General features: G+C 70.7%; 28 protein-coding genes, 1 tRNA gene and 1 riboswitch. Of the genes, 12 read left to right on the forward strand and 17 right to left on the reverse strand.

Features of this window, described 5'->3' with window-relative positions; translation table 11 throughout:
- The first annotated feature begins 166 nt into the window (after window positions 1-166).
- Window positions 167-1042 (forward strand): hypothetical protein, encoded by an 876-nt coding sequence (locus tag IF02_RS34840; RefSeq protein ID WP_158708510.1) that lies wholly within the window; start codon window positions 167-169, stop codon window positions 1040-1042.
- On the opposite strand, the gene IF02_RS0119310 is transcribed toward IF02_RS34840, so the two are convergent.
- A complete protein-coding gene (locus IF02_RS0119310) occupies window positions 1033-2109 on the reverse strand; it encodes a hypothetical protein (protein WP_051696348.1) in 1077 nt (358 codons plus the stop codon). The two genes, IF02_RS34840 and IF02_RS0119310, sit on opposite strands and share 10 nt — an antisense overlap.
- A gap of 50 nt (window positions 2110-2159) precedes the next feature.
- Complete coding sequence (locus tag IF02_RS0119315; protein ID WP_234318255.1) at window positions 2160-2696, reverse strand: GNAT family N-acetyltransferase; 537 nt, start codon at window positions 2694-2696, stop codon at window positions 2160-2162.
- Window positions 2697-2860: 164 nt separating this feature from the next.
- Between IF02_RS0119315 and IF02_RS34845 the strand changes: the two genes are divergently transcribed.
- Both IF02_RS34845 and IF02_RS0119325 read left to right on the forward strand, forming a co-directional pair.
- Window positions 2861-3037, forward strand: coding sequence for a hypothetical protein (locus IF02_RS34845; protein WP_158708511.1), 177 nt, complete (start codon window positions 2861-2863; stop codon window positions 3035-3037).
- A gap of 50 nt (window positions 3038-3087) precedes the next feature.
- Window positions 3088-3387 carry a hypothetical protein gene (locus tag IF02_RS0119325; protein ID WP_030158610.1) on the forward strand — a complete coding sequence of 100 codons (300 nt, stop codon included), beginning with the start codon at window positions 3088-3090 and terminating at the stop codon, window positions 3385-3387.
- Window positions 3388-3554: 167 nt separating this feature from the next.
- Here IF02_RS0119325 and IF02_RS0119330 read toward each other — a convergent pair whose 3' ends face one another.
- The 5 genes from IF02_RS0119330 to IF02_RS0119350 form a co-directional block, all read right to left on the reverse strand.
- Window positions 3555-4976 (reverse strand): DUF445 domain-containing protein, encoded by a 1422-nt coding sequence (locus IF02_RS0119330; protein ID WP_078622179.1) that lies wholly within the window; start codon window positions 4974-4976, stop codon window positions 3555-3557.
- Between the two features lie 78 nt (window positions 4977-5054).
- Complete coding sequence (locus IF02_RS0119335) at window positions 5055-5750, reverse strand: DUF1707 SHOCT-like domain-containing protein (RefSeq protein WP_030158614.1); 696 nt, start codon at window positions 5748-5750, stop codon at window positions 5055-5057.
- 73 nt (window positions 5751-5823) lie between these two features.
- On the reverse strand, window positions 5824-6789 hold the full coding sequence (locus tag IF02_RS0119340) for an ABC transporter ATP-binding protein (RefSeq protein WP_030158615.1): 966 nt from the start codon (window positions 6787-6789) through the stop codon (window positions 5824-5826).
- 5 nt (window positions 6790-6794) lie between these two features.
- Complete coding sequence (locus IF02_RS0119345) at window positions 6795-7658, reverse strand: ABC transporter permease (protein WP_051696355.1); 864 nt, start codon at window positions 7656-7658, stop codon at window positions 6795-6797.
- Window positions 7659-7734: 76 nt separating this feature from the next.
- Window positions 7735-8463: an ABC transporter permease gene (locus tag IF02_RS0119350; protein ID WP_234318256.1), complete on the reverse strand. Its 729-nt coding sequence runs from the start codon at window positions 8461-8463 to the stop codon at window positions 7735-7737.
- A 334-nt stretch (window positions 8464-8797) separates the two neighbouring features.
- Here IF02_RS0119350 and IF02_RS0119355 point away from each other — a divergent pair, with 334 nt between their 5' ends.
- Entirely contained in the window at window positions 8798-11260 is a 2463-nt protein-coding gene (locus IF02_RS0119355; protein WP_199809249.1) for a transglycosylase domain-containing protein, read from the forward strand.
- Between the two features lie 18 nt (window positions 11261-11278).
- Here the strand turns inward: IF02_RS0119355 and IF02_RS0119360 are convergent, their stop codons facing one another.
- The 3 genes from IF02_RS0119360 to IF02_RS0119370 form a co-directional block, all read right to left on the reverse strand.
- Window positions 11279-11599, reverse strand: a complete 321-nt coding sequence (locus IF02_RS0119360; RefSeq protein WP_030158619.1) for a DMT family transporter — start codon at window positions 11597-11599, stop codon at window positions 11279-11281.
- A gap of 30 nt (window positions 11600-11629) precedes the next feature.
- Window positions 11630-11708: riboswitch (guanidine-III (ykkC-III) riboswitch) on the reverse strand.
- Window positions 11709-11783: 75 nt separating this feature from the next.
- Window positions 11784-12086 (reverse strand): GroES family chaperonin, encoded by a 303-nt coding sequence (locus IF02_RS0119365; RefSeq protein WP_048475576.1) that lies wholly within the window; start codon window positions 12084-12086, stop codon window positions 11784-11786.
- Between the two features lie 94 nt (window positions 12087-12180).
- A complete protein-coding gene (locus IF02_RS0119370; protein WP_030158621.1) occupies window positions 12181-12498 on the reverse strand; it encodes a DUF3618 domain-containing protein in 318 nt (105 codons plus the stop codon).
- Between the two features lie 114 nt (window positions 12499-12612).
- Here IF02_RS0119370 and bcp point away from each other — a divergent pair, with 114 nt between their 5' ends.
- From bcp to IF02_RS0119390, 4 genes are all read left to right on the forward strand, one after another.
- Window positions 12613-13080, forward strand: a complete 468-nt coding sequence (gene bcp, locus IF02_RS0119375) for a thioredoxin-dependent thiol peroxidase (protein ID WP_030158622.1) — start codon at window positions 12613-12615, stop codon at window positions 13078-13080.
- A gap of 148 nt (window positions 13081-13228) precedes the next feature.
- Window positions 13229-13876 (forward strand): HNH endonuclease signature motif containing protein, encoded by a 648-nt coding sequence (locus tag IF02_RS0119380; protein ID WP_030158623.1) that lies wholly within the window; start codon window positions 13229-13231, stop codon window positions 13874-13876.
- A complete protein-coding gene (locus IF02_RS0119385) occupies window positions 13873-14526 on the forward strand; it encodes an HNH endonuclease (protein WP_030158624.1) in 654 nt (217 codons plus the stop codon). The genes IF02_RS0119380 and IF02_RS0119385 overlap by 4 nt, the downstream gene beginning before the upstream one ends.
- 49 nt (window positions 14527-14575) lie before the next feature.
- A tRNA-Leu gene (locus IF02_RS0119390) sits at window positions 14576-14659 on the forward strand.
- 55 nt (window positions 14660-14714) lie between these two features.
- On the opposite strand, the gene rdgB is transcribed toward IF02_RS0119390, so the two are convergent.
- The 4 genes from rdgB to IF02_RS0119410 form a co-directional block, all read right to left on the reverse strand.
- A complete protein-coding gene (rdgB, locus tag IF02_RS0119395; RefSeq protein WP_030158625.1) occupies window positions 14715-15323 on the reverse strand; it encodes an RdgB/HAM1 family non-canonical purine NTP pyrophosphatase in 609 nt (202 codons plus the stop codon).
- Between the two features lie 46 nt (window positions 15324-15369).
- A complete protein-coding gene (locus tag IF02_RS0119400; protein ID WP_030158626.1) occupies window positions 15370-15756 on the reverse strand; it encodes a hypothetical protein in 387 nt (128 codons plus the stop codon).
- 143 nt (window positions 15757-15899) lie between these two features.
- Entirely contained in the window at window positions 15900-16625 is a 726-nt protein-coding gene (gene rph, locus IF02_RS0119405; protein WP_030158627.1) for a ribonuclease PH, read from the reverse strand.
- A gap of 122 nt (window positions 16626-16747) precedes the next feature.
- Window positions 16748-17032 (reverse strand): glucose PTS transporter subunit EIIB, encoded by a 285-nt coding sequence (locus IF02_RS0119410; RefSeq protein ID WP_078622181.1) that lies wholly within the window; start codon window positions 17030-17032, stop codon window positions 16748-16750.
- A 196-nt stretch (window positions 17033-17228) separates the two neighbouring features.
- Here IF02_RS0119410 and IF02_RS0119415 point away from each other — a divergent pair, with 196 nt between their 5' ends.
- Both IF02_RS0119415 and IF02_RS0119420 read left to right on the forward strand, forming a co-directional pair.
- Window positions 17229-18530: a PTS transporter subunit EIIC gene (locus tag IF02_RS0119415; protein WP_037836634.1), complete on the forward strand. Its 1302-nt coding sequence runs from the start codon at window positions 17229-17231 to the stop codon at window positions 18528-18530.
- Window positions 18531-18801: 271 nt separating this feature from the next.
- Window positions 18802-20058: a PTS transporter subunit EIIC gene (locus IF02_RS0119420; RefSeq protein WP_030158630.1), complete on the forward strand. Its 1257-nt coding sequence runs from the start codon at window positions 18802-18804 to the stop codon at window positions 20056-20058.
- An 85-nt stretch (window positions 20059-20143) separates the two neighbouring features.
- On the opposite strand, the gene IF02_RS0119425 is transcribed toward IF02_RS0119420, so the two are convergent.
- Complete coding sequence (locus IF02_RS0119425) at window positions 20144-20896, reverse strand: MBL fold metallo-hydrolase (protein ID WP_030158631.1); 753 nt, start codon at window positions 20894-20896, stop codon at window positions 20144-20146.
- 239 nt (window positions 20897-21135) lie between these two features.
- On the opposite strand from IF02_RS0119425, the gene IF02_RS0119430 reads away from it, so the two are divergent.
- A complete protein-coding gene (locus IF02_RS0119430) occupies window positions 21136-21555 on the forward strand; it encodes a hypothetical protein (protein WP_030158632.1) in 420 nt (139 codons plus the stop codon).
- Complete coding sequence (locus IF02_RS0119435; RefSeq protein ID WP_030158634.1) at window positions 21552-21902, forward strand: DUF488 family protein; 351 nt, start codon at window positions 21552-21554, stop codon at window positions 21900-21902. Before IF02_RS0119430 ends, IF02_RS0119435 begins: the two co-directional genes overlap by 4 nt.
- A gap of 78 nt (window positions 21903-21980) precedes the next feature.
- Here the strand turns inward: IF02_RS0119435 and IF02_RS0119440 are convergent, their stop codons facing one another.
- Together IF02_RS0119440 and IF02_RS0119445 are read right to left on the reverse strand one after the other, a co-directional pair.
- On the reverse strand, window positions 21981-22931 hold the full coding sequence (locus tag IF02_RS0119440; protein WP_030158636.1) for a PLP-dependent cysteine synthase family protein: 951 nt from the start codon (window positions 22929-22931) through the stop codon (window positions 21981-21983).
- Window positions 22931-23218 carry a MoaD/ThiS family protein gene (locus tag IF02_RS0119445; RefSeq protein ID WP_030158638.1) on the reverse strand — a complete coding sequence of 96 codons (288 nt, stop codon included), beginning with the start codon at window positions 23216-23218 and terminating at the stop codon, window positions 22931-22933. Before IF02_RS0119445 ends, IF02_RS0119440 begins: the two co-directional genes overlap by 1 nt.
- Between the last annotated feature and the right edge of the window lie 69 nt (window positions 23219-23287).

Raw genomic sequence — 23287 nt, forward strand, 5'->3', positions numbered from 1 at the left:
CCACCAGCACTCTCAGCGGACGACGTAACTCTTGCCCAGCGGGGCACGGCAAAGCCAGCCTTCATCCGATTTCGAGGCCAGATGAAAACATCCGGCGGTTCACCTGACGGCCTTTTACCGTGAAACTTCGGAGAGGCTGTATCGACCGGGGGAGAATGGAGCTGTGGTGCCACGCAGGACGAGGAATTGGAAAGCGCTGTCACCGGAACTGTCCGATGAACACCGCGCGCTGGTGACGATGCTGCGCAGGGTCCGCGACTGCAGCGCGCGGACTCAGGCTCAGATCGCCCTGGACGGCCACATCGTGGCGACGACTCTCTCCAACCACCTCAACGGCGGACGGATCCCGGAAGAACCACAGGTCAAGGCATTCTTCAAGACGATCGAGCAGGAGTTGGAACGGACAGACAACGCGGCTGTGGAGCTCCCCTGTTCACTGAACGACCTTCTGGAACTGCGGCGGCTCGCCCGGATGCAGCACTGTCACTGCGTCCCGCACACCCGCAGCGCCAGTCCCGCTCCCGCAGTGGGTTGTGACGATTCGCCGGCTTCTCCGGTGTCAGGGCCAGAACCGGCCGCAAACGCCGTTTCACCCCATTCCAGAACGCGACCGCTTCTTCCTCGTCTCACGAGACGGCGCCTGAGCTCCCGTTCCCGGGCCTTGTCCCGTGCTTCCGTGCTCGCCGCGTCGGCACGGAAGCAGGTGCCGGTCCCCCCTGAGAAGGGGGACCGGCCGCGCAAGGACTCCTCTCGTGCCACTTGGACCGAGCTGGAGACCTTGACCGCGTTCATCTCAAGCGGCAGGGACCGCGACGCGGGACTGCTCTTGTGGCGCGCCGGAAGGACGCTTTCCACGCCCGAACTCATCGACGCCGTCGACTCCTGCCGGGCTGCCGGGCTCCACGAGGCCGCCGAATCCGTGCTCTCGGGTGTGAGCGAACGCGTGGACCGGCAGGCCGTGTTGAACATCACCGCCGCATTCCAGCGTGCCGGCAGACATGAGGACGTCGGTTTCCTGCTGGCGGCCGCCGTTCAGCAGTAGAGCGGCAGCTGGAGCTGTTGGTGGCCGCGGGCTTGGGCTGTGGGTGGGGTGGGGCGGGGGGTGGTGAGGGTGAGGAGGGTGTGGAGGGCCTTGATGACCTCCTCGGGGGTGTCGCGGATCATCGACGGGGTTGCGCTGACCACCAGGATGCCGTGGGACTCCAGGCGCAGGCGGCGGTGGAGGGTGGCGTGCCAGGCGTCGCGGGTGTAGTGGTACTCCGCCGAGTCGATCTCCAGGGCCACGCCCTCGTCCGGCCAGTACGCGTCCGGGCTGGCCAGGAAGGTGCCGTCCGGGGTGTACAGGCGGGCGTTCCACAGGGGGGTCGGGAGGTCCGTCGCCGTCAGGGTGTCCCGGGCCAGGGCCTCGGCGATCGAGCGGACCCCCGCGACGAGTTCCGACGCGGCGGCGCGGATCGCCGGGCGGGTGAGGAGGCGGGCCGCGCGGAGCTCGGCGTGCAGGTCCTGCGGGTGGCACCAGCCGGCCTGGACGACATGGGCCAGGGTCGAGCGGATGTGGTCGGGGTCCTCGGCCCGGGCGGCGAAGTCGGCCGCCGCGCGCACCGGGCGGGTGCTCGGGATGCCGGAGACCGCGATGGTGCGCGGCCAGCGGGCGGTGGCCAGCGGGCGGACCTCCGGGGTGCCGGTGAGCCGGCGCGGGGCGCGGACCAGGACGTCGGCGGGGGTGTGCAGGACGTCGCGGATGCCGAGGAGGGCCAGGGCGGCGGCGCCGGTGAGGACGGCCGTGTCGCCGGACAGCGGGTCCGCGGTGGGCTCGGCGGCGTACAGGACGGCGGCGAGGGCGCGTTGGCGGTGGTCCGGGGGGCCGGTCTGGAGGAGGTAGACCCGGGGCAGTAAGCGCTGCCAGGGCCCGCCGGGGCGGGTGCGGGAGGTGATCGTGCCCTCCGGGACGCCGGAGGCGGCGAGCTGGTGGCGGGTGGCCAGGTTGAGCTGCCTGCGAGCGGTCGTCTGCGCCGCCGTCCGGTTCGGCCCCCGGTTCGGCGCTCGGTTCGGTTCCCTGTGCGTCGGCCGCTTCGGCGCCCGCTGCTTCGTCTGACGTGTGGTGATCATGCTGGCGGTATGCCCGGTCCCGGGGCACCGACACCCCGCCCGGGGGCCCGTCAGCGGCCCGGGTGGTCCGGGGAGAGGAAGACGATCACGCCCGTCTGCGTGCCCGGGCGGGCCGCGACCTCGTGCCAGCCCAGCCTGCGATACGTGGCCACCGTGTCCGTGGCCAGTCGGGAGGTCAGCAGCCAGGCCCGGCGGTCCGGGGCGTCGGCGGTGATCTCGGTGAGCAGGGCGCGGCCGGTGCCGTGGCCGCGCGCGTACGGGCGTACGGCGAGCTCGTCTATCTCCAGCGCACCCGTCAGGAGCTCCCGCACCCGCGCCGGACCGAGCTGCGCCGCGACCTGGGCGTACCCGCGGTCCTTGGGGAAGGCCGCCGGGGTGAGCCAGCCCGTGGCGAAGCCGTCGATGCCGGCCGCGGACTGGGCGAGAGCAGTACGGAAACCGCGGCGCCGGGTGTCGGCCTGGAGGCGGACCGCGAACTGGCGAATGGTTTCTGCGTCCTCGTTCCACGGCGGGGCGGAGAAGACGTCGGCATAGGCGTCGACCAGTTCGTCCGCGAGGTCGAGGACGGCCTGTCCGTAGCAGATCACGATGTCCGAGCTCCTCTTTCTTCCCGTTTTACCGTTTGGGGTGGGAGAGCCAATTTATGCCGATCGGGTTCCCGAGGGCACGTATCGCACGGATCCGGCGAGTGTGCGACAAATCCCCTCCCCGTCTTCCGTGTCGGGGACCGCGCAGCCGCGTTGAGCAGCCCGTGGACAGACTGATTCGGGCGGCCGGCCGGTGCGCGCTCGCCTTCCTCCTCGTCCTGGGCGTGGTGGCGCTGCTGCCGCGCGCCGTCAAGGACGCCGTACCGGACGGTGTGATCGGCGGAGCCGTGCTCGTCCTGGGGGCGCTGGGCGCCCGCCGGGTGGTCAAGCCCCCGCGTTAGCCTCGTAGTAATACCAGTCGGATCAGATGAACTTGATTGAGGAGTTGGGCATGGCGCGCGTACCGAGTTCCGCAGTGGCGGCCGCCGGACTGGTCGGCGGCTACGCCGTCGCCCGGTGGACCAAGAAGCGCCCGCTGGGCGGTGTCGTGCTCGGCGCCGCCGGACTGGCCGCCGGGCGGGAATGGCACCGGCGCGGCGGCGCCCCCGCGGCGGCCGGGCTCGGGGCGCTGTACCTCGCCGGCTTCGCGGGCGCGCACCCGCTGGCCAAGAAGGTCGGGGCCTGGCCGGCCGTCCTCGGGGCCGCGGCCGTCGTGGCGACCGCCTCCTGGGTCGTCGCCGACCGCGGCTGAGGCGCCTGGCGCCGACCGCGGCTGAGCCGTCGCCGCCGGCCCCGGCCGAGGCGCCTGGCGCCGACCGCCGCCGAGGCTGAGGCCGAGGCCGAGGCTGAGGCTGAGGCTGAGGCTGAGCTGAGGCCGAGCTGAGGCCGAGCCACAAGACACCCCCTGGGGGCGTACGGCTACGCCCCCAGGGCCTGCGACACCGTGTAGATCAGCAGTCCCGCCAGGGCGCCGACCACCGTGCCGTTGATGCGGATGAACTGGAGGTCCCGGCCGATGTGGGCCTCGATCTTCCGCGACGTGTGCTCGGCGTCCCACCCGGCCACGGTGTCCGTGATCAGCGAGGTGATCTCGGTGCGGTAGTTGGTCACCACGTACACCACCGCGCCCTCGATCCAGCCCTCCACCTTGTCCTGGAGCCGGCCGTCCGTGGCCAGCCGCGCCCCCAGCGACAGCAGCGAGGACCGGACCCGCAGCCGCAGCTCGCTGTGCTCGTCCTCCGCCGCCGAGATGATCATCGCCCGGATCGCGGTCCAGGCGGAGGCGATCACGTCCTGCACCTCCCCGCGCTGGAGGATCTCGGACTTCAGCCGCTCCACCCGGGCCCGGGTGTCCGTGTCCGACTGGAGGTCGGCCGCGAAGTCCGTCAGGAACCGGTCCACCGCCCCGCGCGCCGGGTGCTCCGGCATGTCCCGCATCTCGGTCAGGAAGCGGAGCAGCTCCTTGTACACGCGCTCGCCGACCTTCCGGTCCACGAACCTCGGGGTCCAGCCGGGGGCGCCGCCCTGGACCGCGCCCATCACCGACTCCCCGTGCGTCACCAGCCAGTCGTGGGCCTTGGCGCAGACGAGGTCGACGACGCGGCGGTGCCCGCCGTCCGCGACGACCTTCTCCAGGGTCTTGCCGATCCCGGGAGCGATCTCGGCGGTCTCGGCCCGCCGCGTGATGGCCTCCCCCACGACCGCCTGCACATCGGAGTCGCGCAGTACGGTCAGGGCCCCGCGCAGCGCGGTGGCCAGCTCGGCCGTGACCCGGTCGGCGTGCGCGGGCTCGGCCAGCCAGGATCCGAGGCGGGCGCCGATGCCGAGGGAGTGGAGGCGGGCGCGGACCACGTCCGGGGAGAGGAAGTTCTCGCCGACGAACTCCCCGAGGGAGACGCCGAGCTGGTCCTTCTTGGTCGGGATGATCGCGGTGTGCGGGATGGGCAGGCCCAGCGGGCGCCGGAACAGCGCGGTGACGGCGAACCAGTCCGCGAGCGCGCCGACCATGCCGGCCTCGGCGGCGGCCCGGACGTAGCCCGCCCAGCCGCCGGCCCCGGCGTGCTCCGCCCAGGTGGTCAGTACGTAGACCAGGGCGACCAGGACCAGCAGGCCGGTCGCGGTGGTCTTCATGCGGCGGACGCCGCGGCGGCGCTCCTCGTCGGCCTCGTTGAACACGAACCCGCCGGTGCCGGTGCTTGCGCCTCTGCCAGTGCCGGTGCCTGTACCAGTGCCAGTGCTTGCGCCTGGGCCCCCTGGGCCCGTGCCTCTGCCAGTGCCTGCGGCCTTGGTGCGGTGGTCCACGTGGTCCTCCCTTCCCCCGGGCGCCGGTTTTGTCTGCATAGCATCCGACTCCCGGGACCCCTCAGGAGTTCCCGGCACGCCGATCCGTCACCGAGAGCCGGCTCCGCCAGGCACCCCCTAGAGCTCCTTGCGCAGCTTCGGCCCGCCGCCCAGGGGCTTCTGCCGCTTCGGGGGTTTGACCTTGACCTCCACCCCGCCCCAGAAGGCCAGGCCCGTCACGACCACCCTCGGGGCGCCCGGAGCCACCGGGCCCGAGGTGTCGCCGCGCTGGTCGAAGGCGCCCATGAAGCCGAAGCCCCGTACGTCGACCTCCACGCCCGGCGGGACCGTGATCTGGATGCCGCCCATGATCGCGATGCAGTTGATCACCACCTCCCGCTCCGCGAAGTTCGCCTCGCGCAGGTCGAGCTCCCCGCTGCCCCAGAACGCCACCGCGTCCAGCCGCGGCGGCACCGTCCAGGTGCCCTTGCGCTGGAACGAGGACATCACCGCGACCGCCGCCGAGGCCGACGCCGGTACGCCGCCGCCCCCGATCCGCGAGGCCCACGAACCGTCGCCCGCCGCCGGGACCGGGGCCGGCGCCGAGGCCGCGAGCGGCATCGGGTGGCCGCCCGGCGCCGGCAGATCGCGGGTCAGCGGCTCCAGTTCCGCGTACGTCTTCGACTTGTACGCGACCTCCAGCCGCTCCTCGAACTCCTCCATGTCGAGCCGGCCCTCGGCGACGGCGTCCCGCAGACGCTCCACCACCCGGTCGCGGTCGGCGTCCGACGCCCTCAGCTCCGGCAACGGCTTCTCCGGCCGCTCGTTAGTCATGGGAACAGCCTATGTAGTCGTACGGAAGAGTTGTATGGCCCAACCCTGGTAACGCCCCCTGCCCACCCCTGATTTAACCCTGGTCGTACATCCTCGCGATCACGTCCTCGATGTCCGGCTCCCGCACCGACAGGTCCAGCAGCGGATACCTCGCCGCCACCTCCGCCACCAGCGGCGCCGCCGAGGCCCCCGCCGGGAACGCCAGCCACTGCCGCGGCCCGTCCACCTTCACCACCCGCGCGCCCGCCACGCTGATCTCCGGAAGCTCCCGCTCCAGGTCCACCACCAGCGTCCGCTCGCCGCCGCCCTCCCCCATCGAGTGCAGACCGGCCAGTGCGCCGTCGTACATCAGCCGCCCGTGGTCGATCACCATCACCCGCTCGCACAGCTGCTCGATGTCCTGGAGGTCGTGCGTCGTGAGCAGCACCGTCGTGCCGAGCTCCGCGTTCAGCTGCCGCAGGAAGGCCCGTACCTTCGCCTTGCTCACCACGTCGAGCCCGATCGTCGGCTCGTCCAGGTACAGCACGTCCGGATCGTGCAGCAGCGCCGCCGCGATGTCCCCGCGCATCCGCTGCCCCAGCGACAGCTGCCGTACCGGTACGTCCAGCAGCTCGGCCAGGTCGAGGCGGTCCACGCACCGCTCCAGGTTCTCCTTGAACCTGGCCGGCGGGATCCGGTACATCCGCCGCATCAGCCCGTACGAGTCCTTCAGCGGCAGGTCCCACCACAGCGTGGTCCGCTGCCCGAACACCACCCCGATGCGGTGCGCCAGCCGCATCCGCTCCCGCGCCGGGTCGATGCCCGCGACCCGCAGCCGGCCGCCGCTCGGGGTGAGGATGCCGGTCAGCATCTTGATCGTGGTCGACTTCCCGGCGCCGTTGGGCCCGATATAGCCGACCACCTCCCCCCGCGCCACCTCGAAGCTGATCCCGTCCACGGCCCTGACCTGCCGTTTCTCCCGGCGCATCAGACTCACCCGGCGCCGTACGTCGAAGACCTTCTCGACCCCGTCCAGCTCGATCAGCACATTCCCGCCCACGCCGCTCAGCTCCCCGTACTCCGGTACGAACGAAGTCCCGCCCGCCACGCCAGCGACGCGGGTACGAACACCACCACCGCCACCAGCGGGCTCACGAACGCCACCCACCCCGGCAGCCCCAGCGGATACGGCTGCCCCAGCACGTACAGGGCCGGCAGCCAGTTGACGAAGGCCAGCGGAACGACGAACGTGACCCCGCGCAGCATGTCCTTCGCGAACACCGTCGGCGGGTACTGGAGCATCGTGTTCCCGCCGTACGTGAAGGAGTTCTGCACCTCCGCCGCGTCCCCGGCGACGAACTGGAACGCCGCACCGGCCACCATCACCGCCCCGAAGATCGCCGCCCCGGCCAGCACCATCACGGGCACCAGCAGCACCTTCCCGACCGTCCACTCCACGTCCAGCGCCGAGACCGCCCAGGCCAGCACCGCCAGCCCCTGCCCGATCCGCCCCACCCGGCGCAGCGCGAAGCGGTCGGCGGCGACCTGCGCGAGCACCGGGACGGGGCGCACCAGCATGGTGTCGAGCGAACCGTCGCGGATGCGGACGCCGATCCGGTCCGTATTGCCGAGGAGCAGGTCCGCCAGGCCCAGGGAGGCCGAGGAGGACCCGTACAGGAGGGCGATCTCGGGCAGCGTGAAGCCGCCGAGCACGTCCACGTGCGAGAACATGATCCAGATCGCGACGAAGTCGAGGAGCGTGATCGCCGCGTTCCCGAAGGTGGAGAGGAAGAACGACGTCCGGTACGCCATCGTCGACCGGACCCACATCGCCACGATCAGCCCGTAGCCGCGCAGCCCCTCCACGGCCCGGTTCCGCACCGGCACGTACAGCGGTACGTCCACCGGCACTTCCACCGGTACGTCCACCGGCCCTCCGGACCGCGCCGGAGCCACCGAGGCAGCCCCCACGGCCCCCACGGCCTCCACCGCCCCGGCCTCGAGCTCAGCCACCCTGGACGACCACCTTCCGCGTCGCCGCCGACTGCAACAGCCGCCCCGCGCCCAGCAGTACGAGCACCCACACCGACTGGAAGCCCAGCGCCCGTACCGCGCCCCCGGCGCCCGCGTGCACGCCCATCAGCACGTCCAGGGGCACCTGGAGCATCGCCGCCCACGGCAGGACGCGGACGAACTCCCCGAAGGCGCCCGGGAACACCGTCAGCGGAAGCAGCATCCCGGAGAAGAAGACCGTGACGACGACGGCCATCAAGTTGATCCCGGTCCCGTCCATCAGCCAGAACGCGGCCAGCCCCAGCAGGTACCGCACCCCGAAGCTGACGAGCAGCGCGAGCACCACCGACACCAGGAACAGCAGCCAGCGCAGCGGGTCGGCGGGCAGGGCCAGTTGGAAGGCCAGCGCCCCCGCGAGCAGCGGCACGACCCCGCGCCCGAGCAACTGGAAGCCCGCCCTCCCCAGATCGGCGGCGAGCCACCACATCTGGAGGTCGGCCGGCCGGTACAGGTCGACGGCGATGTCACCCGTACGGATGCGCTCCTGCATCTCCTCCTGGAAGCCGCCGCCGATGAGCGCGCCCGCGGCCAGCAGCGACTGGCTCACCCAGACGAAGGTCAGCGCCTGCGACTGGTCGTAGCCGCCCAGCCCGGGCCGTTCGTCCCACAACGCGACGTACGTGTACGCGAGGACGAAGCCGAAGACGGTGTTGGTGAACACCCCTGCCGCCGTCGCCGTCCCGTAGGTGGCGTAGCGCCGGAACCCGCCGGCCGCGACGGCCGGATAGAGCCACGCCCCGCGCCCGGTTCCGCGCGCCGTTCCGTGCCCGGTTCCGCGCGCCGTTCCACGAGGCGTTCCACGAGCCGTTCCCTGGCGCACCGTATCCCTCCGTTTTCCCGGTCGTTCCTACGTCGGCCAAAGCGCGCGAGCTTAGTGCGGAGGGGCGATCCACGCGACCGGTTTATGCCCGTCCGACGCGGAACGAGCGGCCAATCGGGTAGACAGCATGAGGTACAGACGTGGATATTTCGTACGGCGTCGAGGAGTCCTGGCGATGAGCGACCAGTCACCACCACCGGGCTGGACGCCTCGCGACCCGGACACCCCCGCAGGGACCCCCTCGGCAAGGCAGCCACAGACACCCCGGAAGCCGCAGAAGCCGCGGAATTCGCAGGGACCGCAGAAGCCGGCCGGCGCGAGGCAGGCCCGCCGAGCCGCCAAGAAGGCGGAGCGGAAACGGAAGCGGACCGGCTGGCGCCGCCTCGTCCCCACCTGGCGCATGGTGCTCGGCGCCGTCCTGCTGCTCGCCCTGCTGATCGTCGGCGCCTTCGTCGCCGGCTACCTGCTGGTGCACATCCCGCCCGCCAACTCCGCCGCGACCGCCCAGTCCAACCTCTACCTCTACGCGGACGGCTCCCAGCTCGCCCGCGACGGCGAGGTCAACCGCGTCAACGTCCCGCTCTCGCAGATCCCCCGCACCGTCCAGGAAGCCGTACTGGCCGCGGAGGACCGGGACTTCTACTCCGAGCGGGCCGTCGACCCCAAGGCGATGGTCCGCGCCGCCTGGAACACGGCGACCGGCAAGGGCACCCAGTCCGGCTCCACCATCACCCAGCAGTACGTCAAGAACTACTACCTGGGCCAGGAACAGACCATCAAGCGCAAGGTGAAGGAGTTCTTCATCGCGATCAAACTCGGTCGCGAGAAGTCGAAGGACTACATCCTGGAGGGTTACCTCAACACCAGCTACTTCGGCCGCAACGCGTACGGCATCCAGGCCGCCGCCCAGGCCTACTACGGCAAGGACGTCGACAAACTCAACCCCGCCGAGGGCGCGTACCTCGCCACCCTCCTCAACTCCCCCAGCGCCTTCGACGTCGTCGCCCACCCCCAGAGCCGCGAGCGCGCGCTCGCCCGCTGGAACTACGTGCTCGACGGCATGGTCAAGAAGCAGTGGCTGCCGGCGGCCGAGCGGGCCGCCACCCGCTTCCCCGAACCCGGCAAGGTCCGCCCGGCCGCCGGGCTCTCCGGCCAGCGCGGCTACCTCGTCGAGGCCGTCAAGGACTACATCGTCGAGCACAAGATCCTCGACGAGAAGACCCTCGCCGAGGGCGGCTACCGCATCACCACGACGATCGACAAGCGGCGGCAGAACGCGTTCGTCGACGCCGTCGACGAGAAGATGGTCAGCCAACTCGACCCGGAGAAGAACAAGGCCGACCGCGTCGTACGGGCCGGCGGGGTCTCCATCGACCCGGCCACCGGCAAGGTCGTCGCCATGTACGGGGGCATCGACTACACCAAGCAGTACGTCAACAACGCGACCCGGCACGACTACCAGGTGGCCTCCACCTTCAAGCCGTTCGTGTTCGCGGCCGCCGTCGAGAACGACTCCCGCACCCAGGACGGCCGCCTGATCACCCCCAACACCGTCTACAACGGCGACAACAAGCGCCGCGTGGTCGGCACCCGGACCCCGTACGCCCCCGAGAACGAGGGGCAGATCTCGTACGGGAACATCACCGTCAACACCGCCACCGACCTCTCCGTCAACGCCGTCTTCGCGCAGATGGTCGTCGACGTCGGCACCGCCAAGGTCAAGCGGACCGCGATCGACCTCGGCATCCCCGCGGACACCCCGAACTTCGACGCCGGCCCGGCCATGGCGCTGGGCACCATGCAGGCCAGCGTCCTGGACATGACCCAGGCCTACGCGACCCTCGCCGACCACGGGCGCTACACCCCGTACACCCTCATCGAGAAGATCGAGAAGGCCGACGACGACGTCCACCTGCCCGACCGCACCCCGAAGCAGACCATCAGCCGCGAAGCCGCCGACACCACCACGTCCATGCTGGTCAGCGTCGTCGACAACGGCACCGGCACGGCCGCCCTCGCCGCCGGGCACCCGGCCGCCGGCAAGACCGGCACCGGCGAACTGGACCGCTCCGCCTGGTTCGCGGCGTACACCCCGGACCTGGTCACGGTCGTCTCGATGATGGGCCAGGACCCCGATACGGGCGCCCTGGAATCCCTGTACGGGGCTCTCGGCGAGGCCCGGATCGGGGGCGGCGGGTACCCGGCCCGGATCTGGGCGCAGTACACGAAGACGGCTCTGGAGAACAGCGACCCCCTGGACTTCGACCTCGATCTCCAGCCGGGCGCGGCCCCGTCCCCGCCGCCGTTCGTCCCGAGCAGCCCGGAGCCTTCGGAGGACGAGAGCACCCCCGAATCCCCGCCGCCGCCGAGCCGGCCGAACCGCCCGGGCCGCCCGACGCCGCCCACCGGCGGCCAGGACCAGGGAGGCCAGACCCAGGGCCAGAACGAGGGTCAGACCACCGGGGGACAGACCACGGAGGGCGACACCACGGGGGGCCAGACGGACGCGGGCACCTCCACCGGAACGAGTACGGGGACGGGGACGACCGCAGGCACCACGACGGGCTCCACGGCAGGCGCGCTCGGCGGCGTGACGGGCGGCCTGCGCAGGCGCCCGCCGTCGGAATACCTGGAGTAGCCGCCCCGGAAGCGCGGATCAGTGACCGGAGGTCGCCTTCAGCCCCACCACGGCGACCAGCAGCAGGCAGATGAAGAAGATCCGGGCGGCGGTGACGGGCTCACCCAGCACCGCCATACCGAGCACGGCGGCGCCGGCCGCGCCGATGCCCACCCATACGCCGTACGCGGTACCGATGGGCAGGGTCTTGGCGGCGTACGAGAGCAGCACCATGCTGGCGACGATCCCGGCACCGGTGAACACGCTGGGCCACAGCCGGGTGAAGCCCTCCGTGAACTTCATACCGATCGACCAGCCGACTTCGAGCAGACCGGCGACGAGAAGCAGAACCCAGGCCATGACAGGCACCTCCGGAACGAGAGCGAACGGGGTGCGTCGTCTTGTCGTCCAGCCACGGCTACCCGGTACGGCGCGTCTCGTCGGGGGTTCCCCACCACCGTAGCAAAGCGCACACGAAAGGGCCGGTGACACCGGTCACCGGCCCTTCGACGCCGGTCCGTCGCCGGAGGCGTGCTCCGCGCTCCTACAGGTAGAGCCCGGTGGAGTCCTTGGACCCCTCCAGCCGCTCGGCGGCCACGGCGTGCAGGTCCCGCTCGCGCATCAGCACGTACGTCGCACCCCGCACCTCGACCTCGGCCCGGTCCTCGGGGTCGTACAGCACCCGGTCGCCCGGCTCCACACTGCGTACGTTCTGCCCGACCGCGACCACCTCGGCCCAGGCCAGCCGCTTGCCCACGGCAGCGGTGGCCGGGATCAGGATGCCGCCGCCCGAGCGCCGCTCGCCCTCCGGCGAGTCGGACTTCACGAGCACACGGTCGTGCAGCATGCGGATGGGCAGCTTGTCGTGGGTGGTGGTGTTGGTGTCGTCGCTCACGTCACGAACCTACCCGCCCGCGACCGGCCCGTACGCCGCAGGGTCATCAGCGCTTGCGCCGCGCCGATACGACGAGCAGGCCGATCACACCGGCCGCGACCAGCGCGATGGGCGCGATCCGCTCGAAGCGCGGGGCGCCGTCCTCGTGGCGCAGGCCCTCCCGTACGTCCGTCAGGAGACGGTTCACGGCGACGACGGCACGCCCGGCGGTGTGGTCCACGGTCGAGGCGACCCTGGCCTTCGCGTCCCCGATGATCGTCTTCGGATGCACGCGCACGCCGATCTCGTCGAGCGTCTCGGCGAGCTGCTCGCGGCGGCGGACGATGTCCGCCTCGATCTGTGCGGGGGTCCTGGCTTCGGGCACGGGCACCGCGCTGCCTCCGTCGTCGTCGGGTCGAGTAGGGGGCGTAGCCCACCATGAACAGTCTGTCAGCTTAGTCTCGGACGGTACCGATCCCCTCCCGAGGAGACTGTTGACATGAGCGAGCGACTCCAGCCGGGCGACACCGCCCCCGCCTTCACCCTGCCCGACGCGGACGGCAACGAGGTTTCGCTCGCCGACCACAAGGGCCGCAAGGTGATCGTGTACTTCTACCCCGCGGCGCTGACGCCGGGCTGCACGAAGCAGGCCTGCGATTTCACGGACAACCTGTCGGTGCTGGCCGAGGCCGGTTACGACGTGATCGGCGTGTCCCCGGACAAGCCGGAGAAGCTGGCGAAGTTCCGCGAGAAGGAGCACCTGAAGGTCACCCTGGTCGGCGACCCGGAGAAGAAGGTCCTGGAGTCCTACGGCGCGTACGGCGAGAAGAAGCTGTACGGCAAGACGGTGACCGGCGTCATCCGCTCCACGGTGATCGTGGACGAGGAGGGCAAGGTCGAACGCGCCCTCTACAACGTCAAGGCCACGGGCCACGTAGCCAAGATCATCAAGGACCTGGGCATCTGACGCCACCCACCCTCCCCCGACAGCGGCCCGCACCCACCCGGTGCGGGCCGCTCCGCTTATCGGACGAAAAAACCCGTAACTGTCCGACTATCACCCCGTTACTCCGTACGAGAGCCGCACACGCGGCCGGAAACGGAGGGGGCGTCGGATGGCGACGAGCCAATACACGAGGGAACGCCTGACGGAGGCGGCGCGTACGTCGCGGACGCTGAGCGAGGCGGTGGAGAAACTGGGGGCGATCCCGCGGAGCGGGTCCCGGGAATACGTTCGCGTGCGCATGCGGAAGCTGGGGATCGACACATCGCACTTCGAGCGGGAGGGGGTGAAGTGGACCATGGAGGTCCTCGAGAAGGCTGTGGCCGCCTCCAGCAACATGTACGAGGTGCTCCACCGACTCGGCCTGGAGGCCGTGGGCGGACACCACGCTCACATCAGCCGCAAGGTGAAGGCATTCGGCATCGACACCTCGCACTTCACCGGCCCGAGGCGGACGGAGCGAATGCGGGACAACAGACGCCGTCGCACAGCCGAGGAGATCCTCTGCAAGGACACCTCACCACAGGCCACAAGAACGCCCAACTCCCGGCTGCGGCGCGCCCTCCTGGAGGCTGGGGCCCACGAGTGCTGCGCCTTCTGCGGCATCGAGGCGGTCTGGCTGGGTGAGCCGCTCGCCTTGGAGGTCGACCACATAGACGGCAACTGGCGGAACAACCTGCGAGAGAACTTGCGGTTCCTCTGCCCCAACTGCCACTCCACGACTGATACATACCGCGGCCGAGGCAAGGTGCGACGATGACCACCGCCAACCGCTACACGAAGGAAGCCCTTGCCGAGGCGGCCCAGCTCTGCTCGAGCATCGAGGAGGTCATCGCCCACCTGGGCACGCGACCGTACTCCCGGCTCACCTCCTACCTTCTGAAGCGGTTCGGCGACCACGGTATCGACGTGTCCCACTTCCCCGCCGTTGGCCGGCCGCCGCGGCCGACGGCGGCGGAGCTCCGGCACGCCGTGGACGCATCGCGCTCACTCTCCGAGTCCCTTCGCGTCCTCGGCCGGCCGGACAACCATCGTCAGCGCGCACGCCTGAAGGCATGGATCGCGGAGGAGGGCATCAGCACCACCCACTTCCTGGGGCAAGCCCACCAGCGCGGCAAGCCATCGCCCACCGCCAAAACACCGGACGAGATACTCGTCCGGCATGACAGGCAGCGGAGAACCGGCACCAAGGCGCTGCGTCGCGCGCTGCGCGAGATCGGTGTCCCGGAATGCTGCGACCGGTGCGAAGCACCTCCCGAGTGGCGCGGGCGCCCCATGACCTTGGAGATCGACCACATCAACGGCGACTGGAGCGACGACCGCCGGGAGAACCTCCGGCTGCTGTGCCCCAACTGCCACGCGATCACCAGCACATGGTGCCGAGGAGGCCGTCGCCGGTCGAGTTCCTGATCTTGCGCATTTTCGTACAGCCGCCTGCCGCTATCATGGCAGGCGGCTAGCGGCGGTGGCGCAACGGCGACGCAGCAGACTTAGGATCTGTGGCCCGTGAAACGGCTTGAGGGTTCGAATCCCTTCCGCCGCACAGCAATGGCCTGCGAATCGAAAGATCGATGCGCAGGCCATTTTTGTACCCGCCCTCAGGCGACCAGGGCGCGGATGAAGGGGACCAGGGCGCGGAAGGCCTGGCCTCGGTGGGAGATGGCGTTCTTTTCCGCCGGGGTGAGTTCCGCGCAGGTGCGGGTTTCGCCCTCGGGCTGGAGGACCGGGTCGTAGCCGAAGCCGCCGGTGCCCGCCGGGGTGTGGCGGAGGGTGCCGAGGAGGCGGCCCTCCACGACGCGTTCGGTGCCGTCCGGGAGGGCGAGGGCCGCCGCGCACGCGAAGTGGGCTCCGCGGTGCTCGTCGGCGATGTCCCCGAGCTGGGCCAGCAGCAGGTCCAGGTTCGCCCGGTCGTCTCCGTGCTTGCCCGCCCACCGCGCCGAGAAGATGCCGGGGGCGCCGTTCAGGACGTCCACGCAGAGGCCGGAGTCGTCGGCGATCGCCGGCAGTCCGGTGGCCTGGGCCAGGGCGTGCGCCTTGAGGAGGGCGTTCTCGGCGAAGGTGACGCCGGTCTCCTTGACGTCCGGGATCTGCGGGTACGCGTCCGCGCCGACCAGCTCGTACGGCAGGCCGGCGTCGGACAGGATGGCGTGGAGCTCGGCGACTTTGCCCGCGTTGCGGGTGGCGAGGATCAGGCGGCTGCTGGTCATGGACCCCATTATTCCGCGTCCGTCATGACGGCCACCTGCGGCCCCGTCAGCCCGGGGTGCAGACCTTCGAGAGTTCCTTCGCGGCGTCGGCGACCGGCTGGATGTCCGGGGTGGCGTTGCCGTTCTCGATGGCCGTGCGGACGTTCTTGACCGCCGTGGTCATGGAGGAGACGGCCTTGCTCAGGTCGGCGTTGTCCGTCTGGTCGCCGACCTTCTTGAGGTTCGCCTCGATCTGGTTCAGCGCGTTCTGGGCGTCCTGCGGGCTGTTGCCGGCCTGGGAGACCGCCTGCTGGAGGTCGTTGGCGCCGTCGGTGATGGCCACCGCCGTGTTCGCGCAGTCCATCGCCGTCGAGATCGCGTCACAGGACGTCAGCGCCGGGACGGCGAGAGCCGCTGCGAGCACGACCGCCGCTATGCGGTGCTTCGGGTTCATGGTTCGGGTCTCCCAGGAATCGACACGGATGCGAGAAGTGAGAAGCGAGAAGCGAGAAGCGAAATACGAGGACGGGCGCACGGCTTTGACACCGTGCGCCCGTACCCGGGGGGACGCACCAGCGGCCCCCGCGGTTCTGCGGCCTAGAGCTGGAGGGCGCCCAGCTGGATGGCCTCCAGGTCGGCGCAGCCGCCGGCGGCCAGGTCCAGGAGGGCGTTGAGCTCCTTGCGGTCGAAGGGCTCGCCCTCGGCGGTGCCCTGGACCTCGACGAAGCGGCCGTCGCCGGTGCAGACCACGTTCATGTCGGTCTCGGCGCGCACGTCCTCCTCGTAGCAGAGGTCGAGGAGCGGCTCGCCGTCCACGATGCCGACGCTGACGGCGGCGACGGTGCCGGTGAGCGGCTTGCGGCCGGCCTTGATCAGCTTCTTCTGCTGGCCCCAGGCGACGGCGTCGGCGAGGGCCACGTAGGCGCCGGTGATGGCGGCGGTGCGGGTGCCGCCGTCGGCCTGGAGGACGTCGCAGTCCAGGACGATGGTGTTCTCGCCCAGCGCCTTGTAGTCGATGACGGCGCGCAGGGAGCGGCCGATGAGGCGGGAGATCTCGTGGGTGCGGCCGCCGATCTTGCCGCGTACGGATTCGCGGTCGCCGCGGGTGTTGGTGGAGCGGGGCAGCATCGAGTACTCGGAGGTGACCCAGCCTTCGCCGCTGCCCTTGCGCCAGCGCGGGACGCCTTCGGTGAAGGAGGCGGTGCAGAAGACCTTGGTGTCACCGAAGGAGATGAGGACGGAGCCCTCGGCGTGCTTGCTCCATCCGCGTTCGATGGTGACCGGGCGGAGCTGTTCGGGCGTACGGCCGTCGATGCGAGACATGCGTCCGAGCCTAGTCGGTGGCCGGGTGCGCGAGAGCCGGGTGGGCGAGAGCCGGGTACGCGAAGACCCCGTCCGGGTGGGGCCCGTACGGGGTCTGGCGGAGGTCCGAGCGGGAGCTCAGCTCACATCATGTCTTCGATGTCGGCGGCGATCGGGTCGGCGTCGGTGCCGATGACGACCTGGACCGCGGTGCCCATCTTGACGACGCCGTGGGCGCCGGCGGCCTTCAGGGCGGCCTCGTCGACCTTGCTGGGGTCGATGACCTCGGTGCGCAGGCGGGTGATGCAGCCCTCGACCTCTTCGATGTTCTCGATGCCGCCGAGCCCGGCGACGATCTTCTCAGCCTTGGTGGCCATGTGTTTCTCCCTGAGTTCTACGAAGAACGAGTCTCGGCGGTCCCGGTCCAGCCAGCGCGATCCGCTTTGTCACGGTAGCCCACTGTTGGCCCAGCTACGCGAGCGTGGGTCCGGCTTCTGCCGAATGATGACGATCAGCAGCAACCTGCCCTCCGGGCGGGTGAATGCGACCGCACCACAAGTGGTCTACACCAGTGTGCCGCACCGGACGCACCTGCCCAAAAACGGGCCCGCCAGGAGGACGCCGATGAGCGCGAGCAGCACCGCAGCAGCACCGCAGCCGAAGTGGTGGAGCGGCTTGTACCCGGGGCTGCAGAAGATGGGGCGAAGCCTCCAGCTGCCGATCGCGGTGCTGCCCGCGGCGGGCCTCCTCAACGGGCTCGGGCAGCCCGGCGTCTTCGGCGAGGAGGGCCTGAACTGGACGATCGTGTCGAAGGTGATGGTGGCCGCGGGCGGCGCGCTGCTGAACGCGGACATCGGCCTGCCGCTGCTGTTCTGCATCGGCGTCGCGATCGGCATGGCGAAGAAGGCGGACGGTTCGACCGCCCTCGCGGCGGTGGCGGGCTTCCTGGTGTACCGGGGCGTGCTGCACGCCTTCCCCAACGACTGCCCGATCGGCACGAAGGCCGTCGGCGGCGGCTGCATCGGGCCGAACAACACCTTCGTGGAGTTCACGTACCAGAACCCGGGGGTGTTCGGGGGCATCATCATGGGCCTGCTGGCGGCCTGGTTCTGGCAGCGGTTCCACCGGGTGAAGCTGGTCGACTGGCTGGGCTTCTTCAACGGCCGCCGGCTGGTCCCGATCATCATGTCGTTCGTCGCGATCGCGTTCGCGGCGCTCTGCCTGTGGATCTGGCCGCCGGTCGGCAGCGCGCTGGAGTCCTTCTCCGACTGGCTGGTGGGGCTGGGCTCCTGGGGCGGCGGCATCTTCGGCGTCGCCAACCGCGCGCTGCTGGTGATCGGCCTGCACCAGTTCCTGAACGTGCCGGTGTGGTTCCAGTTCGGCAGCTACACCAAGCCGGACGGGACGACGGTGCACGGCGACATCAACATGTTCCTGGCGGGCGACCCCAACGCGGGGCTGTTCTTGACCGGCTTCTTCCCGATCATGATGTTCGCGCTTCCGGCGGCGGCGCTGGCGATCACGCACTGCGCGAAGCCGCAGCGGCGCAAGGAGGTCGGCGGCCTGATGCTGTCGGTCGCCCTGACGTCCTTCGTCACGGGCATCACGGAGCCGCTGGAGTACTCGTTCCTCTTCGTGGCGCCGGCGCTGTACGTGATCCACGCGGTGCTGACGGGTGTGTCGATGGCGGTGACGTGGGCGCTGGGGGTGCACGACGGCTTCAGCTTCTCGGCGGGGCTGATCGACTACGTCATCAACTGGAGCCTGGCGACCAAGCCGTGGCTGATCATCCCGATCGGGCTGGGCTTCGCGGTCGTCTACTACGCCGTCTTCCGCTTCGCGATCACGAAGTTCGACATCCCGACGCCGGGCCGGGAGTCGGACGAGGAGATCGCCGCCATGGAGGCGGAGAACACGAAGGCGTAACGAACCCCGCGCCGCGCGAGGCCCTCGGATCCACGGATCCGGGGGCCTTCCGCTTGTCCCGGGCCGCGGGTCGCCTCCGCGGACCGAGTGTGGTGTAGACCACAGGAAATCGAAGGTTCCTTATCTATCCCCGACCATGCTACAACTGGTCTACACCATCAATTGGTGTAGACCACGCAAGCCCGGTCCGGAGCTCGCGTACCCCCATTTTGAGACGCCGCCATCCCCCGTTGCACGCGCTGGGCGGCGCCTTGCCTTCTGGAGGAACCTCATGTCCACAGCCACCGCTGCGGAAAAGAAGAAGGGCGCGGGCGTGATGGCCGTCATGCAGCGCATCGGCCGGAGCCTCATGCTCCCCGTTGCGGTGCTCCCGGCCGCCGCGCTGCTCGTCCGCCTCGGCGACAAGGACATGCTCGGCGATCCCTCGCTGCCGACGTTCCTGACCAAGATAGCCGGATACATGTCCGCCGGCGGTGGCGCGATCCTCGACAACATGGCGCTGCTGTTCGCCGTGGGCATCGCGATCGGCTTCGCCAAGAAGTCCGACGGATCGACCGCCCTCGCCGCGGTGACCGGCTACCTGGTCTTCAAGAACGTGCTCGCCACGTTCACCGATTCCAACCTGCCGAAGGTCGCCAAGGCGGTCGACGGCAAGGTAGTCATGCTCGAGGCCCCGGTCGACGCCAAGGTGCTCGGCGGTGTCGTCATGGGCATCGTGGTCGCCCTGATCTACCAGAAGTTCTACCGGACCAAGCTGCCCGAGTGGGCGGGCTTCTTCGGCGGCCGCCGTCTGGTCCCGATCCTCTCGGCCTTCGCCGGTCTCGTCATCGGTATCCTCTTCGGCCTGATCTGGCCGGTCCTCGGCACGGGTCTGCACAGCTTCGGTGAGTGGCTGGTCGGCTCCGGCGCCGTCGGCGCGGGCATCTTCGGTGTCGCCAACCGTGCGCTGATCCCGGTCGGCATGCACCACCTGCTCAACTCCTTCCCGTGGTTCCAGGCGGGCGAGTTCCAGGGCAAGAGCGGCGACATCTCCCGCTTCCTGGCCGGTGACCCGAGCGCCGGGCAGTTCATGACCGGCTTCTTCCCGATCATGATGTTCGCCCTCCCGGCCGCCTGCCTCGCGATCGTCCACTGCGCCCGCCCCGAGCGCCGCAAGGTCGTCGGCGGCATGATGTTCTCCCTCGCGCTGACCTCCTTCGTCACCGGTGTGACCGAGCCGATCGAGTTCACGTTCATGTTCATCGCCCCGGTCCTGTACGCGATCCACGCGGTGCTGACCGGTGTCTCCATGGCGCTGACGTGGGGTCTCGGGATGAAGGACGGCTTCGGCTTCTCGGCAGGCGCCATCGACTACCTGCTGAACCTCGGCAAGGCCACCAACCCGCTGGGCCTGGCGGTCGTGGGCCTGTGCTTCGCGGCGGTCTACTACGTGGTCTTCCGCTTCGCGATCACGAAGTTCAACCTCCCGACGCCGGGCCGTGAGTCCGACGAGGAGCTCGCCGAGCTGCTCAAGGCCGAGGCCAAGTAAGCGCGGCCGCGTACGGCGAAGCCCCCGCTCTCCCTTCCGGGAGGGCGGGGGCTTCCTCGTGCGTACGGCCGGCCGAGGGCCGTGCTCAGACCTCGTAGACGGCGCCCGCGTACGCCAGGTCCACCGGGCCGTCGTAGACCGCGCGGGCGTCGGCCAGGTTCTGGCGGGCGTCCGTCCACGGCGGGACGTGCGTCAGGACGAGCCGGCCGACCTTGCCGCCGCGCGCGAACTCCCCGGCCTCGCGGCCGTTGAGGTGGAGGTCCGGGACGTCCTCCTTGCCGTGCGTGAAGGAGGCCTCGCACAGGAACAGGTCCGTGCCCTCGGCCAGCATCCCCAGCTCGGGGCAGGCGCCCGTGTCGCCGGAGTACGTCAGGGAGCGGCCGCCGTGTTCGACGCGGATGCCGTACGCCTCCACGGGATGGCTGACCCGCTCGGTGCGGACGGTGAACGGGCCGATCTCGAAGCTGCCGGACTTCAGGGTCCGGAAGTCGAAGACCTCGCTCATGGAGCGCTCGTCGGGGACGTCGTCGTACGCGGTCGTCAGGCGCTTCTCGGTGCCGTCGGGACCGTAGACGGGGATCGTGCCGCACCGGCCGCCCTCGTGGCGGTAGAAGCGGGCGACGAAGTACGCGCACATGTCGATGCAGTGGTCCGCGTGCAGATGGCTCAGGAAGATCGCGTCGAGGTCGTAGAGACCGACGTGGCGCTGCAGCTCGCCCAGGGCGCCGTTGCCCATGTCGAGGAGCAGCCGGAAGCCGTCGGCCTCGACGAGGTAGCTCGAGCAGGCCGATTCCGCGGACGGGAACGACCCCGAGCAGCCGACGACGGTGAGCTTCATGGAGCGAGAACCTCCGGGGACGGTCCGTGGACGGAATGCGGGCCGTGCGTGGGTCGAGCGTAAGGCGCGAAACGTCAGGTCGCTCCTCCGCGGCAGGCCGTTGTGGGGGGAATCACCTGTGCTGTCACCCGGGGGAGCGACGGTGGGCACGGGCGTGCCGGTGCCGGGCCCGGCGCGCTTCCGGCGCGCTTGCGGCGCACTGCCGTGCCGGGGTGCTGGGGCGCGGCTACCTTCGGAATATGGACACGTCCTGGTGGCCCGCGGCGGTCGCGGTGGTGGCCGTGGTGCTGGTGGTACTGGTCGCGGGGCGGCGGCCGGGGCGCGCCCGGCGGGCCCCGCCGCCGCACGGGCCGGGCGCGGCGCCGCAGCCGCGGGCCGGTGAGCTGTGGTGTCTCGCGGACGGGCGGCTGTGCCTGGTGCTGGCGGTGGCGTCCGTACGGGCGCACCGGGCTCGGGTCGCGTGGATCACCGGGAAGTACGACGACCGGCGGGCCGGGGTGATCCCGCTGCCGCCGGGGACCGTGGGGTCGCAGGGCCGGGCGGGCTTCCTGGAGGCGGACCGGCCGGCGGAGGTGTGGGTGTGGGAGTTCCGGAACCGGCTGGGAGTCCTGGATCCCGCGGTGTGGGACGAGGTCAAGGGACTCGGAGGCGGTGCGTGATCCGGTTGCGGCGTGTGTACGACCCCCCGGAGCCGGGGGCCGACGGCGTGAGGGTCCTCGTGGACCGGCTGTGGCCGCGGGGTCTGGCCAAGGCGGCGGCCGCGGTGGACCGGTGGCCGAAGGCGGTGACCCCGTCCGGCGAGCTGCGCAAGTGGTTCCACGGGGGCGGGGGCTCGGCGCAGGAGTTCCGGGCCCGCTACGAGGCGGAGCTGGCGGAGCCGGAGGCGGCGGCGGAACTGGCCCGCCTGCGCACGCTGGCCGAGGCGGGCCCGGTCACCCTCCTGACCGCGGTCAAGGACCCCGCGTCGAGCCACGCCGCCGTTCTGGCGGAGCTGCTGTCCGGCTGACCGGCTGACCGGCTGTCCGGCTGAACGGCTCCGCCGGGCGGGGCCCCGCGCCTCGGACGCCGGCGGGGCCGGTGCGGCTCAGGCCCAGAGCTGGCCCTGGAGGGTTTCGATCGCTTCTTCGGTCGTCTTCGCCGTGTAGACGCCCGTCGACAGGTACTTCCAGCCGCCGTCGGCCACGACGAAGACGATGTCCGCGCTCTCGCCCGCCGCGACCGCCTTGCGGCCCACTCCGATCGCCGCGTGCAGGGCGGCGCCGGTGGAGACGCCCGCGAAGATGCCCTCCTGCTGGAGGAGTTCGCGGGTGCGCGTGACCGCGTCCGCCGAGCCCACCGAGAAGCGGGTGGTCAGGACCGAGGCGTCGTACAGCTCCGGGACGAAGCCCTCGTCCAGGTTGCGCAGGCCGTAGACCAGGTCGTCGTACCGCGGCTCCGCCGCGACGATCCGTACGCCCGGCACGTGCTCGCGCAGGTAGCGGCCCACGCCCATCAGGGTGCCCGTCGTGCCCAGGCCTGCCACGAAGTGGGTGATCGAGGGGAGGTCCCGCAGGATCTCGGGTCCCGTCGTCGCGTAGTGCGCGCCCGCGTTGTCCGGGTTCCCGTACTGGTAGAGCATCACCCAGTCGGGGTGCTCCGCCGCCAGCTCCTTGGCCACCCGGACCGCGGTGTTCGACCCGCCCGCCGCCGGCGAAGAGATGATCTCGGCTCCCCACATGGCCAGCAGGTCACGCCGCTCCTGCGAGGTGTTCTCCGGCATGACGCACACGATCCGGTAGCCCTTGAGCTTGGCCGCCATCGCCAGCGAGATGCCGGTGTTGCCCGACGTCGGCTCCAGGATCGTGCAGCCGGGGGTCAGCCGGCCGTCCTTCTCGGCCTGCTCGACCATGTGGAGCGCGGGGCGGTCCTTGATCGAGCCGGTCGGGTTGCGGTCCTCCAGCTTGGCCCAGATGCGGACGTCGTCCGAGGGCGACAGCCGGGGCAGCCGCACGAGCGGCGTGTTGCCGACCGCGGCCAGCGGGGAGTCGTAGCGCATCAGACGGAGCCGCCGGCGACCGCCGGGAGGATGGTGACGCTGTCGCCGTCCTTGAGGGCGGTGGAGATGCCGTCCAGGAAGCGGACGTCCTCGTCGTTGAGGTAGACGTTCACGAAGCGGCGCAGCTTGCCGCCGTCAGCGCCCTCGACGATTCGCTCTCGAATGCCCTTGTGGCGCGTCTCCAGGTCCGCGAAGAGCTCGGACAGGGTGGCGCCCTCACCGCTGACGGCCTTCTCGCCGTCGGTGTAGGTGCGGAGGATGGTGGGGATGCGGACCTCGATGGCCATGGCAGGCTCCAGTGGTGAAGTAAGGCGGGAGGGGCATAAGGGCGCGCGGCGCAAGGGCCCCCGCGCGAG

This window comes from Streptomyces sp. NRRL S-244 (assembly GCF_000717915.1).
GTDB lineage: Bacteria > Actinomycetota > Actinomycetes > Streptomycetales > Streptomycetaceae > Streptomyces.

Bases quoted from the DNA above. Each gene is read 5' to 3' on its own strand.
- IF02_RS0119310 (WP_051696348.1), bottom strand. From the start codon at position 2,109: ATGATCACCACACGTCAGACGAAGCAGCGGGCGCCGAAGCGGCCGACG.
- IF02_RS0119325 (WP_030158610.1), top strand. From the start codon at position 3,088: ATGGCGCGCGTACCGAGTTCCGCAGTGGCGGCCGCCGGACTGGTCGGC.
- IF02_RS0119330 (WP_078622179.1), bottom strand. From the start codon at position 4,976: ATGCAGACAAAACCGGCGCCCGGGGGAAGGGAGGACCACGTGGACCAC.
- IF02_RS0119335 (WP_030158614.1), bottom strand. From the start codon at position 5,750: ATGACTAACGAGCGGCCGGAGAAGCCGTTGCCGGAGCTGAGGGCGTCG.
- IF02_RS0119355 (WP_199809249.1), top strand. From the start codon at position 8,798: ATGAGCGACCAGTCACCACCACCGGGCTGGACGCCTCGCGACCCGGAC.
- IF02_RS0119360 (WP_030158619.1), bottom strand. From the start codon at position 11,599: ATGGCCTGGGTTCTGCTTCTCGTCGCCGGTCTGCTCGAAGTCGGCTGG.
- IF02_RS0119365 (WP_048475576.1), bottom strand. From the start codon at position 12,086: ATGCTGCACGACCGTGTGCTCGTGAAGTCCGACTCGCCGGAGGGCGAG.
- bcp (WP_030158622.1), top strand. From the start codon at position 12,613: ATGAGCGAGCGACTCCAGCCGGGCGACACCGCCCCCGCCTTCACCCTG.
- IF02_RS0119380 (WP_030158623.1), top strand. From the start codon at position 13,229: ATGGCGACGAGCCAATACACGAGGGAACGCCTGACGGAGGCGGCGCGT.
- IF02_RS0119385 (WP_030158624.1), top strand. From the start codon at position 13,873: ATGACCACCGCCAACCGCTACACGAAGGAAGCCCTTGCCGAGGCGGCC.
- rdgB (WP_030158625.1), bottom strand. From the start codon at position 15,323: ATGACCAGCAGCCGCCTGATCCTCGCCACCCGCAACGCGGGCAAAGTC.
- IF02_RS0119400 (WP_030158626.1), bottom strand. From the start codon at position 15,756: ATGAACCCGAAGCACCGCATAGCGGCGGTCGTGCTCGCAGCGGCTCTC.
- rph (WP_030158627.1), bottom strand. From the start codon at position 16,625: ATGTCTCGCATCGACGGCCGTACGCCCGAACAGCTCCGCCCGGTCACC.
- IF02_RS0119415 (WP_037836634.1), top strand. From the start codon at position 17,229: ATGAGCGCGAGCAGCACCGCAGCAGCACCGCAGCCGAAGTGGTGGAGC.
- IF02_RS0119420 (WP_030158630.1), top strand. From the start codon at position 18,802: ATGTCCACAGCCACCGCTGCGGAAAAGAAGAAGGGCGCGGGCGTGATG.
- IF02_RS0119425 (WP_030158631.1), bottom strand. From the start codon at position 20,896: ATGAAGCTCACCGTCGTCGGCTGCTCGGGGTCGTTCCCGTCCGCGGAA.
- IF02_RS0119430 (WP_030158632.1), top strand. From the start codon at position 21,136: ATGGACACGTCCTGGTGGCCCGCGGCGGTCGCGGTGGTGGCCGTGGTG.
- IF02_RS0119440 (WP_030158636.1), bottom strand. From the start codon at position 22,931: ATGCGCTACGACTCCCCGCTGGCCGCGGTCGGCAACACGCCGCTCGTG.
- IF02_RS0119445 (WP_030158638.1), bottom strand. From the start codon at position 23,218: ATGGCCATCGAGGTCCGCATCCCCACCATCCTCCGCACCTACACCGAC.